Genomic DNA, 21,554 nt, shown 5'->3' on the forward strand with positions numbered 1-21,554 from the left:
GCGTGCCCGAGAGAAAAGGACGTGCCCCCCGGCATGGAGAGCAAGCTCACGACCCGCTCGCAGGAGGCCGTCGCCGGCGCTCAGCGCCTCGCCGTCGGCCGGGGTCAGGCGGCCCTCGAGCCGCTGCACCTGCTCGTGGCCCTGCTGGAGCAGGCCGACGGCATCGCGGGCCCGCTGCTCACCGCGGTCGGCGCCGACCCGGCCGACGTGCGCAGCAAGGCCGACGCCGCCCTGCGCCGCATGCCGAGCGTCAGCGGCGCCACGGTTCCGGCGCCCGCGCCCTCGCGCGAGTTCCTCAGGGTGGTCAACGCCGCCTCGGAGCAGGCGGGGGCGCTCGGTGACGAGTACGTCTCCACCGAGCACCTGCTGGTCGGGCTGGCCGGGTCCGAGGGCGAGGCCGCCGCCGTCCTCACCAGCGCGGGCGCCACGCGCGACGCGCTGCTCGCGGCCTTCCGCACCGTGCGGGGCAACCGCAAGGTCACCACCGCCGACCCGGAGGCCACGTACCAGGCGCTGGAGAAGTTCGCGGTCGACCTCACCGAGCGCGCGCGGGAGGGCAAGGTCGACCCGGTCATCGGCCGGGACACCGAGATCCGCCGGGTCGTGCAGGTGCTCTCGCGCCGCACCAAGAACAACCCGGTCCTCATCGGCGAGCCGGGCGTGGGCAAGACGGCGATCGTCGAGGGACTGGCCCAGCGCATCGTCGCCGGCGACGTCCCGGAGAGCCTCAAGGGGAAGCGGCTGATGGCGCTGGACCTCGGCGCGATGGTCGCCGGCGCGAAGTACCGCGGTGAGTTCGAGGAGCGGCTCAAGGCCGTCCTGCAGGAGATCACCGAGGCCGAGGGCGAGATCGTCACCTTCATCGACGAGCTGCACACGATCGTCGGGGCGGGCGCGACCGGCGACGGCGCCATGGATGCGGGCAACATGATCAAGCCGATGCTGGCCCGCGGCGAGCTGCGCATGGTGGGGGCCACCACGCTCGACGAGTACCGCGAGCACATCGAGAAGGACCCGGCCCTGGAGCGCCGCTTCCAGCAGGTCTTCGTCGGCGAGCCCTCGGTCGAGGACACGATCGGCATCCTGCGCGGGCTCAAGGAGCGCTACGAGGTGCACCACGGCGTGCGCATCACCGACGGCGCGATCGTCGCGGCGGCCACGCTGTCGGACCGGTACGTCACGTCCCGGTTCCTGCCCGACAAGGCGATCGACCTGGTCGACGAGGCCGCCAGCCGGCTGCGCATGGAGATCGACAGCCGCCCCGTCGAGGTCGACGAGGTCGAGCGCGCGGTGCGCCGGCTGGAGATCGAGGAGATGGCGCTGGCCAAGGAGGACGACCCCTCGTCCCTGGAGCGACTGGCCGGGCTGCGCGAGGACCTCGCCGACAAGCGCCAGGAGCTGGCCGAGCTGACCGCCCGCTGGCAGCAGGACAAGAGCGCCATCACCCGGATCCAGCAGGCCAAGGAGGAGCTCGAGCGGCTGCGCACCGAAGCCGAGCGCGCCGAGCGCGACGGCGACCTCGCCCGCGTGGCGGAGCTGCGCTACGGCCGGCTCCCGCAGCTGGAGAAGGCGCTGGCCGAGGCGGAGGCGTCGGTCGAGGAGCAGGCCTCCATGCTGAAGGAGGAGGTCGGCCCCGACGACATCGCCGAGGTCGTCCAGGCCTGGACCGGCATCCCTGCCGGGCGGCTGCTCGAGGGCGAGACCCAGAAGCTGCTGCGCATGGAGGAGGAGCTCGGGCACCGGGTCGTCGGGCAGCCCGACGCGGTGCGGGCGGTCGCCGACGCGGTCCGGCGGGCGCGCTCCGGCGTCGCCGACCCCGACCGGCCGACCGGGTCGTTCCTGTTCCTGGGCCCCACCGGCGTCGGCAAGACGGAGCTGGCGAAGGCGCTGGCGGAGTTCCTGTTCGACGACGAGCGGGCCATGGTCCGCATCGACATGAGCGAGTACTCCGAGAAGCACTCGGTGGCCCGGCTGGTCGGGGCGCCGCCCGGCTACGTCGGCTACGAGGCCGGTGGGCAGCTCACCGAGGCGGTCCGGCGCCGTCCGTACACCGTCGTGCTGCTCGACGAGGTGGAGAAGGCCCACCCGGACGTCTTCGACGTGCTCCTGCAGGTGCTCGACGACGGCCGGCTCACCGACGGCCAGGGCCGGACGGTGGACTTCCGGAACACCATCCTGATCCTGACGTCGAACCTCGGCTCCCAGCTCATCGCGGACCAGTCGGTGGCCGAGGACCGGCGCCGCGACACGGTGATGGGGGTCGTCCGGGGCCACTTCAAGCCCGAGTTCCTCAACCGGCTGGACGACGTCGTGGTCTTCCGGGCGCTCGGCAGCGAGGAGCTGACCGGGATCGTCGACATCCAGGTCGGCGTCCTGGCCCGCCGGCTGGCCGCCCGCCGGCTGACCCTCACGGTCACCGACGCGGCGCGCGAGTGGCTGGCACTGAACGGGTTCGACCCGGTCTACGGCGCCCGGCCGCTGCGCCGGCTGGTGCAGTCGGCGATCGGCGACCAGCTGGCGAAGGCGCTGCTCTCCGGCGAGATCCGGGACGGCGACGAGGTCGTCGTCGACTGGCCCGGCGGCGACGTCGAGGGGCTGCTGGTCACCCGCGGGGCGTAGCCGTGCGCACCCTGCCCGCCGGGCCCTCCGGGGCCCGGCGGGCGCACCGCCTGATCGGGTGGCACCGCGTGCCGTGCTGGTTCCCCGGCAGGGCGTCGTCGATGATCGCGGGCGACGACCGGAACCGAGAGGCGGAGACGCGATGACGGCGGGCCAGGACGACCAGCACGGTCGGCAGCAGGGGCAGCCCGAGGGGCAGGGCGGCCAGCAGCCGGGGTGGGGTCCGCCGCCGGGGCAGCCGCCCTACGGGCAGCCGCAGGGTGGTCAGCCGCCGTACGGGCAGCCGCAGGGTGGTCAGCCTCCGTACGGGCAGCCGCCGCAGAACCCCTACGGCCAGAATCCCTACGGCTACGCCCCCGCGCCCGCGGCGCCGCAGGGCTGGGGCCCGGGTGCGCCCGAGCCGATGGAGCGGCCGCTGACGGTGCGGGCCGGGATCGGCGCCTTCCTCGGCTCGCTGGTGCTCAGCGCCGTGGCGGCCGTCGTCACCCTGCTCAACTGGGACGAGCTGCTGGCCTGGACCGTCGACCAGGCGGGCGCGGACCTCCAGGGCCCCGAGTTCGAGGGTCTGGACCCCGAGGCGTTCGCCGAGCTCATGGCGCAGGCGACGATCGGCTTCACGGTCCTCGTGCTCCTGCTGGAGTTGCTGTTCGTGTGGTTCGCCTGGCAGGGGCGCAACTGGGCGCGGATCGTGCTGTGGGTCCTGGGCGGCCTGGCGCTGCTGACCGGCCCGTTCAGCGCCGTCGCCAGCGGGCCGCTGCCCTTCGTCACCACGCTCTCCTGGTTCCAGCTCGCCCTGACCGCAGCCGGGGTGGTGCTGCTGGCGATGAAGCCGTCCAACGACTGGTACCGCTTCCGCAAGTGGCAGCGCGCCACCGGGCAGGGCTGAGCCGGGCCGCGCTCAGGCCCGGCCGGCGGCCAGCCAGTCCCGCGTCGTCCGCGCGACCAGGCTGGCCGCCGCCCCGACCGACAGCACCAGCAGCAGCAGCGCGACGACGGTGACGCCACCGGCGGTGAGCATCGTGGACAGCAGCACCAGCGCCAGGACGACGGTCGAGACCACGCCGGTCCACAGCCCCCACCGGCGGCGGCCGGAGACCGCCCACGCGGAGACCGCGTAGGCGATGCCCAGGACCAGCGGGGCGGTGATGTTGACCAGCAGGAACTGCTGGGCCTCGTCCGCGGTCAGGCCGGCCTCGGTCAGCGCCTGCCGGACCCCGTCGCGGCCCAGCCAGGTGATCGTCACGTACAGCAGGAGCAGCACGGCGAGGGTCGCCAGCAGCGCCATGGCGACCCGCGCCGACGGCGGTGTCTGGGGGGTCGCGTCTCCGTCGACGGGGCGGGGGCGGGGATCGGCCGGCACCCCTCCAGCCTGGCAGACCGTCGGCCCGCCGCCGGGACGGTGTTCGAGTTTTTCCGCCCGGGTCGAATCCGGATCGGCACCGGCCCGCGAACACCCTCCGTGACCACGACCGAGCAGGACGTCCGGGTGCAGCCCGGCGGACCGGCGCACCCGGTGCCCGGCCGCGGCGTGCGGCGCCTGCTCGCGGCGCTGGCCGGGCTGGTCGCCGCCGCGGTCGCCCTCGGGGTGGCCGAGCTCGTGGCCGCCGCCGTCGGCCGCGCCGCCGCGCCGGTCGTGGCCGTCGGCGACGCCGCCATCACGCTCACGCCGGAGGCGGTCAAGAGCTTCGCGATCCGCACGTTCGGCGAGGCGGACAAGATCGCCCTGGTGGTCGGGACGCTCGTCGTCGTGGCGCTCTACGCGCTCCTCGTCGGGCTCGTGGGGCTGCGCCGCCGCCGTCTGGGCGCCGCGGGCGTCGTCCTCTTCGGGTTCGTCGGGGTCGCTGCGGCGGTCACCCGCCCGGCCGCCGGCCTGCTCGACGGGCTGCCCTCGCTGGTCGGCGCCGCCGCCGGCGTGGTCGCCCTGCTCGCGCTGCTGGTTCCGCTGCAGGCGCCGGTCGAGCCGGCGCCGGCTGACCCTTCGAACGCACCGGCCGACGTCCCGCTCAGCGACCGGCTCCGCGAAGCGCTCGCCGGCGGTGACCGCAAGGGGGCCGGGATGGACCGGCGCCGCTTCTTCCTCACCGGGGGCGTGGCCGTCGGCGTGGCCGCGGTGGCCGGCGGTGGCGGCCGCCTGCTCCAGCAGCGGTTCGACGTCGCCGCCGAGCGCAGCGGGCTGGTGCTCCCGCGGCCGGCCTCGCCGGCACCGGCCCTCCCCGCAGGGGGCCGACCTCGCCCGCCGGGTGGAGGGGCTGACGCCGCTGTTCACGGGCAACCGCGACTTCTACCGGGTGGACACGGCGATCACCGTGCCGCAGATCCGCCCCGCGGACTACCGGCTCACCCTCACCGGGATGTTCGACACGCCGCGCTCCTACACCCTCGACGACCTCCTCGGGCGCGACGACCTCGTCGAGCGCGACATCACCCTGACCTGCGTCTCGAACGAGGTGGGGGGCCGCCTGGCCGGTACCGCCCGCTGGCTCGGCGTCCCGCTCGGCGCGCTGCTGCGGGAGAACGGCGTGCGCCCGGGCAGCACCCAGCTGGTGTGCCGCTCGCAGGACGGGATGACGATCGGCGCCCCGACGCGGTCCGCGCTGGAGGTCCAGGACGCGATGCTCGCCCTCGGCATGAACGGCGAGCCGCTCCCCGTGGAGCACGGCTTCCCGGTGCGCATGCTCATCCCGGGCCTCTACGGCTACGTCTCGGCCTGCAAGTGGCTCACCGGCATCGACGCCACCACTTTCGAGGCCGTCGACCCCTACTGGGTGGAGCGCGACTGGGCCGCCCGGGCGCCGATCAAGGTCTTCTCGCGCATCGACACCCCCGCGCCGCTGCGGTCGTTCCCGGCCGGCCGCCGTCCCGTGGCCGGCGTGGCCTGGGCGCAGACCCGGGGCATCGCCCGGGTCGAGGTGCGGGTCGACGACGGGGACTGGGTGCCGGCCGAGCTGTCCCCGCAGGTCGACGCCGACCTGTGGCGGCAGTGGGTGCTCCCCGTCGACTTCGCCCCCGGCCGGCACTCGGTCGCCGTCCGCGCCACCAGCGCCGACGGCGAGGCGCAGCCCGAGGAGCGGGCGGCCCCCTTCCCCAGCGGTGCCACCGGCTGGCACACCGTGCAGGTGGTCGCCGCGTGACCCGCCGTCCGGGCACCGACCCGGACTCCCCGACCCGTCCCGGCCCCGCCGATGACGACCCACCGGCCGTACCGCGGCCGCGCCCCACCTCGGATCGACCGCCACCCAGCCGTCGCGCTGGACAAGGAACAGGAGCACCACCATGACGCGCGCCCTCACCCGCGGGATCCTGCTCACCGCCGTCTCGAGCCTGGCGATCACGCTCAGCGCCTGCGGCTCCGACGACACCGCCGCCGAGAGCACCGCCGCCACCACCCCGAGCACCAGCAGCTCCGCGCCGGAGAGCACCGCCGCCGCCGCACCGGTCTCCGACGAGCCGTTCGGCGAGGGCTGCGCGGCGGTGCCCACCGAGGGGCCGGGCAGCTTCCAGGGCATGAGCGCCGACCCGGTGGCGACCGCCGCCGGCAACAACCCGGCGCTGTCGACGCTGGTCCAGGCGGTGCAGGCGGCCAACCTCGTGGACACGCTGAACACCACCCAGGACATCACCGTGCTGGCCCCGGCCAACCCGGCGTTCGAGGCCGTCCCGGCCGACGCGCTGCAGGGGCTGCTCGCCGACACCCCGGCGCTGACCGCGGTGCTGACCCACCACGTCATCCCGGGCCGCCTCGCCCCCGACGAGCTGGCCGGTACGCACACCACGCTGAACAACGACGAGGTGACGATCGAGGGCTCGGGCGAGGACTTCACCATCGGCGCGGACGGCACGGTCGTCGGCATGGAGGCCTCGGTGATCTGCGGCAACGTGCAGACCGCCAACGCCACCGTCTACATCATCGACCAGGTGCTCCAGCCGGCCGCCGGCTGACGCCGCACCCCTCCGCGAGCGGGAGGGGACCGCACCGGGCCGCGGTCCGACCTCGCGTCGGGCCGCGGCCCTGCGGCGTCTCCGGGCCCGTGTCTAGGGTTTCGGGCCATGACGGCTCCCACCGCCCTGCCCGACCGCGACCGGCTGCTCCAGCTGATCCTCGACCTCGCCGTGGTGCACGGGAAGGTCACGCTCTCGTCCGGGCAGGAGGCCGACTGGTACATCGACATGCGCCGGCTCACGCTGCACCACGAGGGCGCTCCGCTGGTGGGCCGGGTGATGCGCCAGCTCACCGGCGACCTGCGCTACGACGTCGTCGGCGGGCTCACCCTCGGCGCGGACCCGGTGGCCGCGGCCATGCTGCACGCGGCTGCGGCGGGGGAGGGCTTCCTCGACGCCTGCGTGGTGCGCAAGGCGGGCAAGGCGCACGGCCTGCAGCGGCGCATCGAGGGGCCGGACGTCGCCGGGCGCGCCGTCCTGGTGGTCGAGGACGTGTCGACCACCGGCGGCAGCCCGCTGACCGCGGCGGGGGCGCTGCAGGAGGCCGGCGCCGAGGTGGTGGCCGTCGCGGTGGTCGTCGACCGGGGCGGGCGCACGGCGGTCGAGGAGGCCGGCTTCGAGTACCGGGCCGCCTTCACCCTCGCCGACCTCGGCCTCGTCTGACCCGCCCGAAATGATCAGGTGAGCTGATCATTCCGGGTCCTGGCTCACCACCGGTGCTGAGCCAGGACCCCTGACGACCAGGTGACCTGATCATCGCCGGAGGTCCTACGGTGTGACGGTGACCACGACGACGGCGACGTGGCTCGCCGAGCTGACCGACGCGCTGGGCCCCGACAGCGTGCTGACCGACCCCGACGTGACGGCGGCCTACGCCCGCGACCAGGCGATGATGGCGCCCGCCGGCACGCCCGCGGCCGTGGTCTTCCCGCGTCGCACCGACGACGTCGCCGCCGTCCTGCGGGTCGCCTCACGGCACGGCATCCCGGTGGTGCCGCGCGGTGCCGGCTCCGGGCTCGCCGGCGGCAGCAACGCCGTCGACGGCGGGATCACGCTCGTGATGACCCGCATGGACGCCGTGCTGGAGGTCTCCACCGCCGACCGGCTGGCCGTCGTGCAGCCGGGCGTGGTCAACAAGCAGCTGCGCGACGCGGTCGCCGGCAGCGGGCTGTTCTACCCGCCGGACCCCTCCAGCTACGACTGGTGCACGATCGGCGGCAACCTCGCCACCAACTCCGGCGGCCTCTGCTGCGTGAAGTACGGCGTCACCACCGACTACGTGCTCGGCCTGGAGGTGGTGCTGGCGGACGGGCGCGTGCTGCGCACCGGCCGGCGCACCGTCAAGGGCGTGGCCGGCTACGACCTCGCCCGGCTGTTCGTGGGCTCCGAGGGAACGCTCGGCGTCATCACCGAGGCCACGCTCGCGCTCCGCCCCGCCCCGAAGGCGCCGGTCACCCTGGCCGCCTCCTTCGCGACGACGGCGCAGGCCGGGCAGGTCGTCGAGCGGGTGGTCACCGCCGGGCTGGTGCCCAGCCTGCTGGAGATCATGGACGGCACCTGCATCCGCACCGTCGACCAGGTGCTCAAGGCCGGCCTGGACCACGACACCCGGGCGCTGCTGGTCGCCCAGTCCGACACGGGGGGCGCGGCCGCCGCCGAGGAGATCGCGGTGCTCACCGCGCTGTGCGAGGAGGCCGGCGCGCAGTTCGTCCACTCCACCGAGGACCAGGCGGAGGGCGACCTGCTGCTCGCGGCCCGGCGCATGGCGCTGCCCGCCCTGGAGCGGGTCGGGGGCGCGGTGCTCATCGACGACGTCGCCGTGCCCCGCTCGCGGATCGCCGGGTTCCTGGACGGCTGCGACGCCATCGCCGCCGACCGCGACGTCGTCATCGGTGTCGTCGGGCACGCCGGCGACGGCAACATGCACCCGACCGTCTGCTTCGACGCCGGTGACGCCGACCAGCGGCAGCGGGCCTACGCGGCGTTCGACGACATCCTGGCGCTGGGGCTGTCGCTGGGCGGGACGACCACCGGCGAGCACGGGGTGGGCACCATCAAGCTCGACTGGCTGGAGCGGGAGATCGGCCCGGTGGCGCTGGACGTGCACCGCTCGATCAAGTCCGCCCTCGACCCGGCCGGCCTGCTCAACCCGGGGACGGTGTTCCGCAGCACGCCGGCGGGTGCCACGCTGGGGCGATGAGCAGGGAGCGGTTCGTCGTCATCGGTGGCGATGCGGCAGGCATGTCGGCGGCGTCGCAGGCGCGCCGGCTCCGGGACGCGGACGACCTGGAGATCGTCGTGCTGGAGCAGGGTGACGTGGTCTCCTACTCCGCCTGCGGCATCCCGTACTGGATCGGCGGCCAGGTCGAGGACCGTGCGCAGCTGATCGCCCGGACGCCGGAGCAGTTCGCCGCCCGGGACATCACCGTGCACACCGGCACGCGGGCGGTCGGGATCGACGCCGACGCGGGCAAGGTCGTCACCGCTACCGGCGAGCGGATCGGCTACGACCGGCTGCTCATCGCGACCGGCGGCCGCCCGAACCGCCCGCCGATCCCCGGCCTGGACGCCCCCGGCGTCTTCGGCGTGCACCGGCTCGACGACGGCGCCGCCATCCGGGCCGCCCTCGACGCCGGCCCGCGCCGCGCCCTGGTGCTCGGGGGTGGCTACATCGGGCTGGAGATGGCCGAGGCGCTGCAGCGCCGCGGGCTCGAGGTCACCGTGGTGCTCGCCGACCCCCTGCCGATGCAGCTGCTCGACAGCGACATGGCCGAGCGGGTCTGCGCCGGCATGGGCGCCATGGGCATGGAGATGCACCCCGACCAGGCGGTGCGGGAGATCCTGGTCGACGACTCCGGCCGCGCCCGGGGGGTGCGCACCGACGCCGGCAGCTACGACGCCGACCTCGTCGTGCTGGGCCTGGGCATGGGGCCGGAGGTGGCGCTGGCCGAGCAGGCCGGCATCCGCCTCGGCACCACCGGCGCCATCGCCGTCGACCGCACCCAGCGCACCCGCTCGCACCCGCAGATCTACGCCGCCGGGGACTGCTCGCAGACCTTCCACCGGGTCACCGGCGAGGCCACCCACGTCGCGCTGGGCACCCACGCCAACAAGCAGGGCCGGGTGGCCGGGTCGGTGATCGGCGGCCAGGCGGCCCGCTTCGCCGGGGTCCTGGGCACCGCGCTGACGAAGGTCGGCGAGCTGGAGATCGGCCGCACCGGGCTGTGCACCACGGAGGCCGAGCAGGCGGGGTTCGACTACCGCACCGACACGATCGAGGCGACGACGCGGGCCGGCTACTACCCGGGCGCCGAGGAGATCGCGATCAAGCTCCTCAGCGAGGCCGGGTCCGGGCGGCTGCTCGGTGCCCAGATCGTGGGCGGGCCCGGCAGCGGCAAGCGGATCGACGTGCTCGCCGCCGCCATCTGGGCGGGGATGACCGCCGAGGACCTCGCCGGCTCGGACCTGTCCTACGCCCCGCCGTTCTCGCCCACGTACGACCCGGTGGTCGTCGCCGCCCGGGTGGTCAGCCGCATCGAGCAGGGCTGAGCCGGGGTGCCGGGATGGCCGACCGCGAGCACGGCGTCCCGCCGCCGGCGACGGAGGCCTCTCGGCGGTCGACCCGCGCACGGTCGAGCCGAGCGGCGCGCAGGTCGACGTCACCCGGGCGGTGGTCCTGGTGACCACCTCGGGGCTCCGCGTCCGCCCCGACGCCCCGGACCGAGCGCCCCGGCGCGATACTGCTCACCGACATCCGCACGTACAGCGCCGTACAGCCGTTCCCGACGGAGGAGTGCCGCATGCCCATCGCCAGCCCCGAGGTCTACGCCGACATGATCAGCCGGGCGAAGGAGGGCGGGTTCGCCTACCCGGCGATCAACTGCACGTCCTCGGAGACCGTCAACGCGGCGCTGCGCGGGTTCGCCGACGCCGGCAGCGACGGCATCATCCAGTTCTCCACCGGTGGTGCGGAGTTCGGCTCCGGCACCCGGGTCAAGGACATGGTCACCGGCGCCGTCGCGCTGGCCGAGTTCGCCCACGTCGTCGCCGAGAAGTACCCGGTCAACGTGGCCTTGCACACCGACCACTGCCCGAAGGACAAGCTCGACTCCTACGTGCGCCCGCTCATCGCCCTGTCCAAGGACCGGGTCGACGCCGGTCAGGAGCCGCTGTTCCAGTCGCACATGTGGGACGGCTCGGCGATCGAGCTCGGCGAGAACCTCGACATCGCCGAGGAGCTGATGGAGAAGTCGGCGGCGGCCAAGATCGTCCTCGAGCTCGAGATCGGCATCGTCGGCGGCGAGGAGGATGGCGTCGTCGCCGAGATCAACGAGAAGCTCTACACGGCCGACGGCGACTTCCTGCGCACGGCGCAGCAGCTCGGGCTGGGGGAGCGCGGGGTCTACCTGCTCGCGGCGACCTTCGGCAACGTGCACGGCGTCTACAAGCCGGGCAACGTCAAGCTGCGCCCCGACGTGCTGCAGCGCGGCCAGGCGCTGGTCGCCAAGGAGTTCGGCCTGGGGGAGGACGCCAAGCCGTTCAACCTGGTGTTCCACGGCGGGTCCGGCTCGGCCGAGTCGGAGATCCGCGAGGCGCTCTCCTACGGCGTGGTGAAGATGAACGTCGACACCGACACCCAGTACGCCTTCACCCGGCCGATCGCTGGCCACATGTTCGGCAACTACGACGGCGTGCTGAAGATCGACGGCGAGGTCGGCAACAAGAAGACCTACGACCCGCGCAGCTACCTCAAGGCCGCCGAGACCGGCATGGCCGCCCGCGTCGTCGAGGCCTGCGAGCACCTGCTGTCGGCCGGCCAGTCGCAGGGGGCGTGACCGTGAGCCACTCCCACGGGAACCTGCTGGGCGAGCCCGATCCGACCCTGCTGCCGCCGACGCCGGAGGCCGACGCCGAACTCGCCGAGGGCGCCACGCTGGCCGAGGCCGCCGCGCACCACCCCACGGTGAGCGGGGTGTGGGCGGGCCTGGCCGAGGAGGCGATGAGCCGACCCGAGCGGGCGCTCGTCGACACGGTCCAGGCGTACGCCTTCGCCCGCACCGGCTACCACCGCGGGCTGGACGCGCTGCGCCGCAACGGGTGGAAGGGCTACGGCCCCGTGCCGTGGTCGCACGAACCGAACCAGGGGTTCCTGCGCTGCGTCACCGTGCTCGCCCGGGCGGCCGAGGCGATCGGTGAGACGGCGGAGGCCGAGCGGTGCACCCAGCTGCTCCGGGACTGCGATCGGACGTTGGCGATCTGATCGTTCACGATCGGTAACGGGAGGTCCGCGAACGCAGACCCCCCCGTCGCCAGCCCTACCAGCACTTTCGGGTCTCCGGGTTTGGATCACCGCGCTCCTGATCACTACGCAGAGTGCGCGGCGCCAGAAGGGCGCCCTGGAGAGGAGACCTCTGATGGCCACCTTGCTCTGGATCCTCGCCGTCGTCCTCGTGGTCGCCGGTGTCGTGGCGATCATCCGCAAGGAGATCGTGTGGGGCATCGTCCTGATCGTGGTCGGGCTGCTGGTGGGCCCGGGCGGGGTGAGCGTCTTCACCTGATCGGCCCCGGGCCCCCGCCGTCGCGGGGGTCCGGGGAGCTCAGCGCTCGCCGAGCTCCGGGTGGAGCGCGGTGAGCGCGTCGGTCAGCGTGGTGAGCTGGTCCCCGCCGGCCATCAGCGCGGTGAGGACGTCGGAGTCGACGTCGTCGCGGGTGAGGTTCCCCGCGATCTGCCCGTGGGCCAGCAGCAGGAACCGGTCGCCGATGAGGTGGGCGTAGCGCGGGTTGTTGGTGACGACGACGACCGCGAGCCCCCGGGCGCGGGCCGCCAGGACCGCCTGCCCGAACAGCGTCTGGCGCGCCACCGTCATGGGCGTGACGGGCTCGTCGATGACCAGGGCCCGGGCGCCGAAGTGCAGCGCCCGGGCGACCGCCAGGCTCTGCCGCTCACCGGCCTGCAGGGCGCTGGCCGGCTGGTCGGGGTCCAGCCCGGTGACGCCCACCCGCGCCATCGCACGCATCGTCGTCTCGCGCGCGCCGTCCAGGTCCAGCCGGCGGAACGGCCACACCCCGCGGGTGGGCTCGGCGCCGAGGAAGAAGTTCCGCCACACCGCCAGCAGCGGGGCGACGGCGAGGTCCTGCCACACGGTGGCGATCCCCGCCTCCCGGGCCTGCCGGGGGGAGCGGAAGCGCGTCGGCGCGCCCCCGACCAGCAGTTCGCCCTCGTCGTGGCGGCGTAGCCCCGAGAGCACCTGCACGAGGGTGGACTTGCCCGACCCGTTCTCCCCGAGGACGCAGGTGATCTGCCCAGGGAGCAGGGCGACGGTGACCCGGCTGAGCGCCGGCACGCTGCCGTGCCGCACGGTGACGCCGCGCAGCTCGATGACCGGGGTCGCGCCCTCGACCCGTTCCTCGACGGCGGGCGGGGTGGCGCTCACGACCGCGGCCTCGCACGGAGCCGCCGTCGCACCTCGCCGTTGGCCAGCAGCGCCACCAGCAGCAGCACCCCCAGGAGCGCCTGGAACCACCGGGTGTCCCAGTCGGCCAGCGTGATGCCCTCCCGGGCCACCGCGTAGAGCAGCGCGCCGACGGAGGCGCCGATCGCGGACCCGTAGCCGCCGGTCAGCAGGCACCCGCCGATGACCGCCACCACGATGAAGTCGATCCCGCTGAGGATTCCCACCGTCCCGCCGGCCTGGACGCTGGCCAGGCGGACGAGCGTCATGGTGCCGAGCAGCCACCCGGCCGCCGAGGTGAGGCAGAACAGCGCCACCGTGGTGCGCCGCACCGGCACGCCCAGCTCGCGGGCCGCCTGGCGGGCGCCGCCGCTGGCGAACACCGCGTTGCCGAACTTGGTGCGCCACAGCGCCCAGGTGGCCAGCGCCGTGAGGCCGAGCCACCACAGGATGCTCACGCTGAACCGGCCGTTGCCGAGCTGGACGGTCGCGTCGAAGACGGCGGTCGCCGAGGTCCAGCCCGGGGTCTCGTCGAGCCCGCTGACCCGCGTGCCACCCGCCACCGCCTGCGACCCGGCCTGGGAGGTGCCCTGCAGGATCAGGAAGGTCGCCAGCGTGACCAGGAAGCTGGGCAGGCCGGTGTTCACGACGAGGACGCCGTTGACCACGCCCACCGCGAGCGCGGCCAGCAGCGAGACCAGGAGCGCCGGCCAGGTGCTCCAGCCCGCGTAGCCGATCAGCAGCGCCGTCAGCAGCGAGCTCGCGACCGCGACGACCCCCACCGACAGGTCGAACTGACCGGCCACCAGCAGGAGCGCGACCGCGACGCCGCCGATGCCGAGCAGCGCCGCGGTGTCCAGGACCGTCGCCAGCCCGAAGGGGCTGAGCAGGTCGGGCATCCGCACGGCGAAGAAGGCGACGACGACGACCAGCCCCACGACGGCGGGCAGGCTGGGTCGCGCGAACGCGCGCGCCAGGAAGCGGCGGCCGGCGGGCACCTCGGCGATCCGGGCGCCGAAGGCCGAGCGCGGGTCGGAGATCACCGGCACGGCGACCCGGTGGGGTGGCAGGACGTCGGCAGCGGGTCCTCCTCGGGCGGGTCGGGTGCGCTCCAGTGTCCACGACGCCCGCCGCCCGCCGCAGCCGCCCGCGCCGAGCCTGCCGGCGTGCTGGAACGGCCGCCCTGTCAGGGATCCAGGCGCCACCGCACCCGGTCGTCGGCGTACCAGGTCCACCGGTCGACGGGCCGCACGTAGGGCACCCCGTCGCGGACGATCCGCGCCGGGTCGGAGGCGACCTGCAGGGCGCGCCCGCTGGTCTGCCGGATCGGCCGCAGCGGCTGGGTCATCACCGTCACCGCGATGGTGTCGACGGCGGTCCAGTCCGGCCGCACGTCGATCCGGGTGATCTCGCCGTCGGCCACCTTGATGTCGTCGTGGTAGGCCTGCAGGCCCAGCCGGCGCGAGAGGGAGCGGCGGCCGTCACCGGAGGCCTCGAGGCGCCCGTGGTGCAGCAGCACGCCGCCGTGGTCGTCGCGGACGAGGCCGAGGTCCCGCGGTTCGCCGCTGCCGATGCCCAGTGCGCGGGCCAGCGCGGTCGAGGCCTTGTCGGCGGCCGGTTCCCACGCCACGGGCACCTCCGCCGTCCGCCCGGCCTTGAGCAGCGCCGCCAGAGCCCCCGACAGGCCGGCGACGGGGCCCCGCACCACCAGCCGTCCGGCCGTGGCGACCGGCTCCAACTGACTGCGCAGGGGTGCCTCCGCAGGGCCCAGGCGGCGGAGGTCCAGCTCGACCGAGGACATGCCGATACCCTGTCACCCGTCCCACCCCACCGCCCCGGCCGACCTGCCGGACGGATCGACCCGGGTGTCGAGCTGCAGATCCGCGCCGCCACCCCGCCCGACAGGAGAGCTACGAGCCGATGCCCGCTGTCGTGCTGATCGGTGCCCAGTGGGGCGACGAGGGCAAGGGCAAGGCCACCGACCTGCTCGGCGGCCGCGTCCCCTACGTCGTCCGCTACCAGGGCGGGAACAACGCCGGGCACACGGTGATCACGCCCGACGGCGAGAAGTACGCCCTCCACCTGATCCCCTCCGGGATCCTGACGCCGGGCTGCACGCCGGTCATCGGCAACGGCGTCGTGATCGACCCGGAGGTGCTCATCCGCGAGCTGGCGGGCCTGGAGGAGCGCGGGGTCGACACCTCGCGGCTGGTGATCTCCTCCGACGCGCACCTGATCATGCCGCACCACCGGGCCCTCGACAAAGTCACCGAGCGGTTCCTGGGCAAGCGCAAGATCGGCACCACCGGGCGCGGCATCGGCCCGGCCTACGGCGACAAGGTCGCCCGCGTCGGCATCCGCGTCCAGGACCTGCTCGACCTGTCGATCCTGCGACAGAAGCTCGAGGGGACGCTGCAGGAGAAGAACCAGGTCCTCGTCAAGGTCTACAACCGCAAGGCCATCGACGTCGACGAGGTCGTCGAGGAGTACGCCGGCTACGCCGAGCAGCTCAAGCACCGCATCGCCGACACCCGCCTGCTGCTGGGCAAGGCGCTGGACGCCGGCGAGTGGGTGCTGCTGGAGGGGTCGCAGGGCACCCTGCTCGACGTCGACCACGGCACCTATCCGTTCGTCACGTCGTCCAACCCGACCGCGGGTGGGGCGGCCGTCGGCGCCGGGGTGGGCCCCACGCGGATCGAGCGCGTCGTCGGCATCCTGAAGGCCTACACGACCCGCGTGGGCTCGGGCCCGTTCCCGACCGAGCTGCACGACCAGTGGGGCGAGTACCTGCGCAAGCACGGCGGCGAGGTCGGCGTCACCACCGGGCGCGACCGGCGCTGCGGCTGGTTCGACGCCGTCGTCGCCCGGTACGCCAGCCGGGTCAACGGCATCACCGACTTCTTCCTCACCAAGCTCGACGTGCTCTCCGGCCTGGAGACGGTGCCGATCTGCGTCGCCTACGAGATCGACGGGGTCCGGCACGACGAGATGCCGATGACGCAGACCGACTTCCACCACGCGACGCCGGTCTACGAGGAGATGCCGGGCTGGTTCGAGGACATCCGGAACTGCCGCACCTTCGACGAGCTGCCCGCGGCCGCCCAGGCCTACGTTCGGCGGCTGGAGGAGCTCTCCGGCGCCCGGATCAGCGTGATCGGCGTCGGTCCCGGTCGCGACGAGAACGTCGTCGTCCGGGACTTGCTCTGAGTGACCTGTCGTCCTCCGGACGACACCGCGACCAGGTGGCGTCCCCTGGTGCACTGAGCCCTGCCCGGGCCTCCTCGGGGAGGCCTCCGGGCAGTGACATCGTCGTCCTCCGGACGACACCGCGGCCAACGGCCGTCCCCCGCCGCGCTGAGCCGTTGCGTCGCGGCTGCGCGGAGGCCTCCGGCCCCCACTCGCCACGACCGTGCAGTGCCCGGAAATTGGCGCGACAGGCCTCCGCCGTAGCGGGAGCATGCCGCGCGTGGAGCTGACCGATCTCGGCTGGACGCCGGACCGCGCCGCCGCGCTGACCGCGGGCTGCGAGCCCGGCCGGGTGGTGCGCGTCGACCGCGCGCGGCTGACCGTGCTGGCCGCCGACGGCGAGCGCCGGGTCCACCCCGCGCCCGCCCTGCACGACGACGCCACCGGCGGCCCCGCGGTCGGTGACTGGGTGGCCCTGCGCGGGGAGCTGGCGGTGGCCGTGCTGCCCCGGAGCAGCGCCTTCACGCGCACCGCTGCCGGCCGCACCTCGGCCGCGCAGGTGGTGGCCGCCAACGTCGACACCGTCCTGGTGGTCGACGCGCTGATCGGGCCCGCCCGGCTGCGCCGGGTGGAGCGCTACCTGGCCGTGGCGTGGAGCAGCGGTGCGGCGCCCGTCGTCGTCCTCACCAAGGCCGACCTGTGCCCCGACGTGCCGGCCGGGGTCGCCCAGGTCGCCGACGACGCCCTGGGCGTCCCGGTCCTGGCGGTCAGCCCGGTCACCGGGGCGGGGCTGGACGCCGTCCGGGCGCTGGTGCCGCCCGGGACCACGGCCGCCATGGTGGGCCCCTCCGGGGTCGGCAAGTCCAGCCTCGCCAACGCGCTGGCCGGGCAGGCGGTGGCCGGTACCCGCGAGGTCCGCGACGACGGCCGGGGGCGCCACACGACCACGGCGCGGGAGCTGCACCGGCTGCCCGGCGGCGGGTCGCTGATCGACACCCCGGGCATGCGGGAGCTGGGCCTCCACGACGACGCGGACGGCGTCGACCGCGCGTTCGCCGACGTCGCGGAGCTGGGGACGCAGTGCCGCTACCGGGACTGCGGCCACCGGGGGGAGCCCGGGTGCGCGGTCGCGGCCGCGATCGCCGACGGCCGGCTCGACCCCGCCCGCTTCACCTCCTGGCGCAAGCTCCAGGCCGAGGCCCACCGCCAGCAGCTCCGCGTGGACGCCCGGGCGCGACGACACCGTCGTCCTCCGGACGGCACCGCGGCGAGGCAGCGGGCGGGCTCGCGCTGAGCCGCTGCGTGGACCGCGCCGGGAGCCCTCCGGGCCCCGGGTCGCGTCCCACCCGCCGCTGTCAGACCAGTTGGGCGGTGACCGCCGTGCGGGCGCGGACGGCGTGGTCGGGGGAGTCGCTGATCAGGCCGTCGACCCCCAGCGCGAGCAGCGCCATCGCGTCACCGACGGCGTCGCCGAGCCCGTCGGGTGCCGTGCCGCGCCTGAGGTGCTCGGGCAGGAAGGCGTTCTCCGCCCGCAGCGTCCAGCAGAACACCGCCAGCTCGGCCGCGTGCGCCTGCTCCACCAGGTGGGGCGTGCCGGTCAGCGCCTGCGCGGCGGCGCTGGCCAGCACGCGTTCCCGGCTCGGACCGATCACCTGCGCGTACGTGGAGACCTCGCGCAGCCCGGCGGGCGTGACCATGGCGTCGCCTGCGGGGAGGTCGGCGACGAGCTGGCCCAGCTGCGGGCCGTCCTCGCCGAGCAGCGCGCGCAGGCGGCGGAGCACCGCCGGGTCGAACGACTGCAGCACGACGTCTCCATCGGCGCGGTCGGCCCCGAGTCGGCGCAGCTCCTCGGCGACGAGGCCGGCCATCGAGCGGCCCGCCTCGGTGCACTCGGCGTGCTTGAGCTCCGCGAGCACGCGGACGCGGCGGTCGGCGGTGGAGCGGCAGCGCGCCAGCTCGACGACCTCGCCCAGCGTCAGGATGCCGAACCGGCCGTCGTAGGCGGTGTTCAGCGGGCGCAGTGCGGGCATCCGCTCGACCGCGCGCAGCGTGCGCAGCTCGGCGTAGGCGAAGTCCTCGGTGAACCAGCCGGTGCACAGCTCGCCGTCCACCACCTTCGTGGTCCGGCGGTCGGCGAACTCCGGGTGGTCGGCCACGTCGGTGGACAGGGAGAGCTCGGTCTCGTGCCGGACGACGAGCACGCCGTCGCGGCTGAGCACGACGTCGGGCTCGATGAGGTCGGCGCCCAGGTCGACGGCCAGCTCGAAGCTGGCCCGCGTGTGCTCCGGCCGGTAGGCCGGGGCTCCGCGGTGTCCGATGACGACGGGCCGGGGAAGGCGTGTCACTGGCCGGTCGGTCAGCGACTCGGTCGCGCGCATGGCACCCACAACACATGAATCGGATGAATCGAGGGCGAACTGGAGGGGACGGATTGCGCACGATCGAGCGGCCACCGCGCTGACCAGCGGAGGCCCGGAGCCGGCGTGGGCGATCTCACACGGTGTGTCTGTGACGGGTGGGACTGCGCCCCTGCCTGGGGGCCGTCGGTGTGCGGCATCGGTAGGGTCGCGGATCGTGCGCGTGCTGGTGATCGGCTCCGGTGCCCGGGAGCACGCCCTGTGCGTGGCTCTGCAGTCCGACCCCGCGGTGGGCGCGCTCGCCTGCGCCCCCGGCAACGCCGGCACGCGCGGCACCGCACCGCCGCCTCCCGGAGGGGGGCAGCTCGCCGCGGCCGACCCGCTCGCGGTGGCGGCGCTGGCGCGCGACTGGCGGGCCGACCTCGTGGTGATCGGCCCCGAGGTGCCGCTGGTGGCCGGGGCGGCGGACGCCGTGCGCGAGGCGGGGATCGCGTGCTTCGGCCCCTCGGCGCAGGCCGCGCAGCTGGAGGGCAGCAAGTCCTTCGCCAAGCACGTGATGAGCGCGGCCGGCGTCCCGACCGCGCGCTCGTGGCCGGTCGGTGGCCCGGCCGAGCTGGAGACGGCGCTCGACGAGGTCGCGGCCCTCACCGGCGGCGCGCCCTACGTCGTGAAGGACGACGGGCTGGCCGCGGGCAAGGGCGTCGTCGTCACCCCCGACCGGGAGGCCGCCGCCGCGCACGGCCGGCGGGTGCTCGACGCCGGTGGCGCCGTGCTGGTCGAGGAGTACCTCGACGGGCCGGAGGTGTCGCTGTTCGCCGTCACCGACGGGACGACGGTGCTGCCACTCGTCCCCGCACAGGACCACAAGCGCCGCGACGACGGCGACGCCGGCCCCAACACCGGCGGTATGGGCGCCTACGCCCCGCTGCCGTGGGCCCCGGCGGGGCTGGTCGACGAGGTGCTGGCCACCGTGCTCCAGCCGACCGTGGACGAGCTGGCCCGCCGCGGCGAGACCTTCACCGGCCTGCTCTACGCCGGGCTGGCCCTCACCTCGCGCGGCGTCCGGGTGGTGGAGTTCAACGCCCGGTTCGGCGATCCCGAGACCCAGGTCGTCCTGCCGCTGCTGGAGACGCCGCTGGGTGGGCTGCTGCACGCCGCGGCCACCGGCACCCTCGGCGAGCACCCGCCGCTGCGCTGGCGCGAGGGTGCCGCGGTCACCGTCGTCGTCGCCGCGCCGGGGTACCCCGAGGCGCCGCGCACCGGGGACCCGGTCACCGGCGCCGACGGCGAGGGCGTGCTGCACGCCGGCACCGCGCTCGCCGACGACGGCACCGTGCTCTCCGCCGGCGGGCGGGTGCTGGCCGTCACCGCGACCGGCGACGACCTCGCCGCCGCGCGGCAGGCCGCCTACGAGCGGGTCGCCGGCGTGCGGCTGGCCGACGCGCACTGGCGCACCGACATCGCGCTGGCCGCGGTCGAGGGCCGGATCGCCCTCGCTTAACCCGCCGCGACCACGGGACGGGCGCGCTCGGGCCGGGGCTCGGGTGGCCGCGGGCCCTCGTGCCGGCGGCTGAGGTAGGTGCCCGCGACGTTCACGCAGGCCACCGTGGGGACGGCGATGAGCGCGCCGAAGATGCCGCCGATCAGCAGGCCCGCGGCGATCGCGAGCACCACCGCCAGCGGGTGCACCCGCACCGCCCGGCCCAGCAGCAGCGGCTGCAGGACGTGCCCCTCGAGCTGCATGACGCCGATGACGACGGCGAGCGTGATCAGCGCGGTGATCGGGCCGTTGGAGACCAGCGCCACCAGCACCGCCACCGTGCCGGCCAGGAACCCGCCGATGATCGGCACGAAGGCGCCGAGGAACACCAGCGCGGCCAGCGGGATCACCAGCGGCACCCCGAGCACCGCCAGCCCGATCCCGATGCCCACCGCGTCGACCAGCGCCACCACGACGGTCGCGCGGACGTAGGAGATGAGCGTGCGCCAGGAGCGCCGGGCGGCCTCGTCGACGTAGGCGCGCGAGGGGGCGGGGAAGAGGCCCACCAGCCACAGCCAGATGGACCGGCCGTCCTTCAGGAAGAAGAACAGGGTGAACAGCGCCAGCACGATGCCGGCGACGACCTCGCCCACCGTCGCCGCGGTCGTCAGCGCACCGGAGGCCAGGGTGTCCTGGTTGTCGATCAGCACGTCCTGGGCCTGGGTGAGGAGGTCGGCGAGCTGCCCCTCGGTGATGGGGAAGCTGCGGACGACGAACGTCTGCACCTGCTCCAGCCCCTCGCTGACCTGCTCGGCCAGGTCGGCGAAGCCCGCGGTGAACCGCTCGACGACGAGCGTGATGATGCCGGCGACCACGGTCAGGCCGACCAGCAGCATGGTGAACGCGGCCAGGGAGGGCGGCCACCCGCGCCGGACCAGCCCTGCGGCGCCCGGCTGCAGCAGCGCGGAGAGCAGCAGCGCCACGAGCACCGGGACGATGACGACCGCGAGGTGGGCCGCGGCCCAGAGCAGCACGGAGAACCCGGCGATCACCACGATCAGCCGCCACGACCAGGCCGCCGCGGTGCGCAGCCCGAACGGGACGACGTCCTCCGGCCCGCTGCGGTGCGCGCCGGGCACGTGCCCGTCCAGGTGCGGCGCCGGGGAGCCGGGCGCGGGCGGGCCGCTGACCCCGCCCGGGCCCAGCGCGCCGTCGAGGTACGGGGCGCCGGGGGCCGGGCTGCCCAGCGGGAGCGGGGCGCCGGCGTCGTCCCGGCCGGCGCCGTCGGCGTGCGCGCCGTCGCCCCGGATGCCGACCGGGTACGGGTCGGGCGGGCCGTGGTGGTGGTGCCAGGCGTGCGGATCGTGCTCCCGCGCGGCGCGGATGCGCTCGCGAGCCCGCGTGGCGAGATCCCGGGCGCGACGCCGCATCGATCACCTCCGGTAGGGGCCGTTCGTGATCACGCTAGCCCTGCGGGAGACTGTCCCCGTGCTGCGACGAGCTGACCGGTGGCGGGCGGTA

General features: G+C 74.9%; 19 protein-coding genes. 13 read left to right on the forward strand and 6 right to left on the reverse strand.

Going from position 1 to position 21,554, the window contains the following annotated elements; translation table 11 throughout:
* Nucleotides 1–33 precede the first annotated feature (33 nt).
* Together clpB and QOZ88_RS01195 are read left to right on the forward strand one after the other, a co-directional pair.
* Entirely contained in the window at nt 34–2,619 is a 2,586-nt protein-coding gene (clpB, locus tag QOZ88_RS01190) for an ATP-dependent chaperone ClpB (protein ID WP_305998009.1), read from the forward strand.
* Nucleotides 2,620–2,761: 142 nt separating this feature from the next.
* Entirely contained in the window at nt 2,762–3,505 is a 744-nt protein-coding gene (locus QOZ88_RS01195; RefSeq protein ID WP_305998010.1) for a hypothetical protein, read from the forward strand.
* Nucleotides 3,506–3,517: 12 nt separating this feature from the next.
* Here QOZ88_RS01195 and QOZ88_RS01200 read toward each other — a convergent pair whose 3' ends face one another.
* The gene (locus QOZ88_RS01200; protein WP_305998011.1) at nt 3,518–4,891 is read right to left on the reverse strand and encodes a hypothetical protein; all 1,374 of its coding nucleotides are present in this window, start codon (nt 4,889–4,891) and stop codon (nt 3,518–3,520) included.
* Between QOZ88_RS01200 and QOZ88_RS01205 the strand changes: the two genes are divergently transcribed.
* The 8 genes from QOZ88_RS01205 to QOZ88_RS01240 all read left to right on the forward strand — a co-directional run bounded on the left by QOZ88_RS01205 (nt 4,860) and on the right by QOZ88_RS01240 (nt 12,116).
* Nucleotides 4,860–5,750, forward strand: coding sequence for a molybdopterin-dependent oxidoreductase (locus QOZ88_RS01205; protein ID WP_305998012.1), 891 nt, complete (start codon nt 4,860–4,862; stop codon nt 5,748–5,750). The two genes, QOZ88_RS01200 and QOZ88_RS01205, sit on opposite strands and share 32 nt — an antisense overlap.
* A gap of 142 nt (nt 5,751–5,892) precedes the next feature.
* Nucleotides 5,893–6,558 (forward strand): fasciclin domain-containing protein, encoded by a 666-nt coding sequence (locus QOZ88_RS01210; RefSeq protein WP_305998013.1) that lies wholly within the window; start codon nt 5,893–5,895, stop codon nt 6,556–6,558.
* 108 nt (nt 6,559–6,666) lie between these two features.
* The gene (gene pyrE, locus QOZ88_RS01215) at nt 6,667–7,221 is read left to right on the forward strand and encodes an orotate phosphoribosyltransferase (RefSeq protein WP_305998014.1); all 555 of its coding nucleotides are present in this window, start codon (nt 6,667–6,669) and stop codon (nt 7,219–7,221) included.
* Nucleotides 7,222–7,339: 118 nt separating this feature from the next.
* A complete protein-coding gene (locus tag QOZ88_RS01220) occupies nt 7,340–8,758 on the forward strand; it encodes an FAD-binding oxidoreductase (protein ID WP_305998015.1) in 1,419 nt (472 codons plus the stop codon).
* Complete coding sequence (locus QOZ88_RS01225) at nt 8,755–10,107, forward strand: FAD-dependent oxidoreductase (RefSeq protein ID WP_305998016.1); 1,353 nt, start codon at nt 8,755–8,757, stop codon at nt 10,105–10,107. Before QOZ88_RS01220 ends, QOZ88_RS01225 begins: the two co-directional genes overlap by 4 nt.
* A gap of 251 nt (nt 10,108–10,358) precedes the next feature.
* The gene (gene fbaA / locus QOZ88_RS01230) at nt 10,359–11,393 is read left to right on the forward strand and encodes a class II fructose-bisphosphate aldolase (RefSeq protein ID WP_305998017.1); all 1,035 of its coding nucleotides are present in this window, start codon (nt 10,359–10,361) and stop codon (nt 11,391–11,393) included.
* 2 nt (nt 11,394–11,395) lie between these two features.
* Nucleotides 11,396–11,818, forward strand: coding sequence for a DUF3151 domain-containing protein (locus QOZ88_RS01235; RefSeq protein WP_305998018.1), 423 nt, complete (start codon nt 11,396–11,398; stop codon nt 11,816–11,818).
* 154 nt (nt 11,819–11,972) lie between these two features.
* The gene (locus QOZ88_RS01240; RefSeq protein WP_170852249.1) at nt 11,973–12,116 is read left to right on the forward strand and encodes a GPGG-motif small membrane protein; all 144 of its coding nucleotides are present in this window, start codon (nt 11,973–11,975) and stop codon (nt 12,114–12,116) included.
* A 39-nt stretch (nt 12,117–12,155) separates the two neighbouring features.
* On the opposite strand, the gene QOZ88_RS01245 is transcribed toward QOZ88_RS01240, so the two are convergent.
* From QOZ88_RS01245 to QOZ88_RS01255, 3 genes are all read right to left on the reverse strand, one after another.
* Complete coding sequence (locus QOZ88_RS01245; protein WP_305998019.1) at nt 12,156–12,992, reverse strand: ATP-binding cassette domain-containing protein; 837 nt, start codon at nt 12,990–12,992, stop codon at nt 12,156–12,158.
* Nucleotides 12,989–14,059 (reverse strand): ABC transporter permease, encoded by a 1,071-nt coding sequence (locus QOZ88_RS01250; RefSeq protein WP_305998020.1) that lies wholly within the window; start codon nt 14,057–14,059, stop codon nt 12,989–12,991. Before QOZ88_RS01250 ends, QOZ88_RS01245 begins: the two co-directional genes overlap by 4 nt.
* A gap of 137 nt (nt 14,060–14,196) precedes the next feature.
* Nucleotides 14,197–14,811: a hypothetical protein gene (locus tag QOZ88_RS01255; RefSeq protein ID WP_305998021.1), complete on the reverse strand. Its 615-nt coding sequence runs from the start codon at nt 14,809–14,811 to the stop codon at nt 14,197–14,199.
* Between the two features lie 119 nt (nt 14,812–14,930).
* Between QOZ88_RS01255 and QOZ88_RS01260 the strand changes: the two genes are divergently transcribed.
* On the forward strand, nt 14,931–16,217 hold the full coding sequence (locus tag QOZ88_RS01260) for an adenylosuccinate synthase (RefSeq protein WP_305998022.1): 1,287 nt from the start codon (nt 14,931–14,933) through the stop codon (nt 16,215–16,217).
* 259 nt (nt 16,218–16,476) lie between these two features.
* Nucleotides 16,477–17,490: a ribosome small subunit-dependent GTPase A gene (rsgA, locus tag QOZ88_RS01265; RefSeq protein WP_305998023.1), complete on the forward strand. Its 1,014-nt coding sequence runs from the start codon at nt 16,477–16,479 to the stop codon at nt 17,488–17,490.
* A gap of 61 nt (nt 17,491–17,551) precedes the next feature.
* Here the strand turns inward: rsgA and QOZ88_RS01270 are convergent, their stop codons facing one another.
* Complete coding sequence (locus QOZ88_RS01270; RefSeq protein WP_305998024.1) at nt 17,552–18,574, reverse strand: glycerophosphodiester phosphodiesterase family protein; 1,023 nt, start codon at nt 18,572–18,574, stop codon at nt 17,552–17,554.
* A gap of 196 nt (nt 18,575–18,770) precedes the next feature.
* Here QOZ88_RS01270 and purD point away from each other — a divergent pair, with 196 nt between their 5' ends.
* Nucleotides 18,771–20,054 (forward strand): phosphoribosylamine--glycine ligase, encoded by a 1,284-nt coding sequence (purD, locus tag QOZ88_RS01275; protein ID WP_305998025.1) that lies wholly within the window; start codon nt 18,771–18,773, stop codon nt 20,052–20,054.
* On the opposite strand, the gene QOZ88_RS01280 is transcribed toward purD, so the two are convergent.
* Entirely contained in the window at nt 20,051–21,463 is a 1,413-nt protein-coding gene (locus tag QOZ88_RS01280; RefSeq protein ID WP_305998026.1) for an AI-2E family transporter, read from the reverse strand. The two genes, purD and QOZ88_RS01280, sit on opposite strands and share 4 nt — an antisense overlap.
* Between the last annotated feature and the right edge of the window lie 91 nt (nt 21,464–21,554).

Origin of the sequence: Blastococcus carthaginiensis, from assembly GCF_030731085.1 — a bacterium.
Taxonomy (GTDB): Bacteria; Actinomycetota; Actinomycetes; order Mycobacteriales; family Geodermatophilaceae; genus Blastococcus; species Blastococcus carthaginiensis.

What these genes read in the sequence shown, in the direction of transcription:
- clpB (WP_305998009.1), top strand. Translation starts at nt 34, where the DNA reads ATGGAGAGCAAGCTCACGACCCGCTCGCAGGAGGCCGTCGCCGGCGCT.
- QOZ88_RS01195 (WP_305998010.1), top strand. Translation starts at nt 2,762, where the DNA reads ATGACGGCGGGCCAGGACGACCAGCACGGTCGGCAGCAGGGGCAGCCC.
- QOZ88_RS01210 (WP_305998013.1), top strand. Translation starts at nt 5,893, where the DNA reads ATGACGCGCGCCCTCACCCGCGGGATCCTGCTCACCGCCGTCTCGAGC.
- pyrE (WP_305998014.1), top strand. Translation starts at nt 6,667, where the DNA reads ATGACGGCTCCCACCGCCCTGCCCGACCGCGACCGGCTGCTCCAGCTG.
- QOZ88_RS01225 (WP_305998016.1), top strand. Translation starts at nt 8,755, where the DNA reads ATGAGCAGGGAGCGGTTCGTCGTCATCGGTGGCGATGCGGCAGGCATG.
- fbaA (WP_305998017.1), top strand. Translation starts at nt 10,359, where the DNA reads ATGCCCATCGCCAGCCCCGAGGTCTACGCCGACATGATCAGCCGGGCG.
- QOZ88_RS01240 (WP_170852249.1), top strand. Translation starts at nt 11,973, where the DNA reads ATGGCCACCTTGCTCTGGATCCTCGCCGTCGTCCTCGTGGTCGCCGGT.
- QOZ88_RS01255 (WP_305998021.1), bottom strand. Translation starts at nt 14,811, where the DNA reads ATGTCCTCGGTCGAGCTGGACCTCCGCCGCCTGGGCCCTGCGGAGGCA.
- QOZ88_RS01260 (WP_305998022.1), top strand. Translation starts at nt 14,931, where the DNA reads ATGCCCGCTGTCGTGCTGATCGGTGCCCAGTGGGGCGACGAGGGCAAG.
- QOZ88_RS01270 (WP_305998024.1), bottom strand. Translation starts at nt 18,574, where the DNA reads ATGCGCGCGACCGAGTCGCTGACCGACCGGCCAGTGACACGCCTTCCC.
- QOZ88_RS01280 (WP_305998026.1), bottom strand. Translation starts at nt 21,463, where the DNA reads ATGCGGCGTCGCGCCCGGGATCTCGCCACGCGGGCTCGCGAGCGCATC.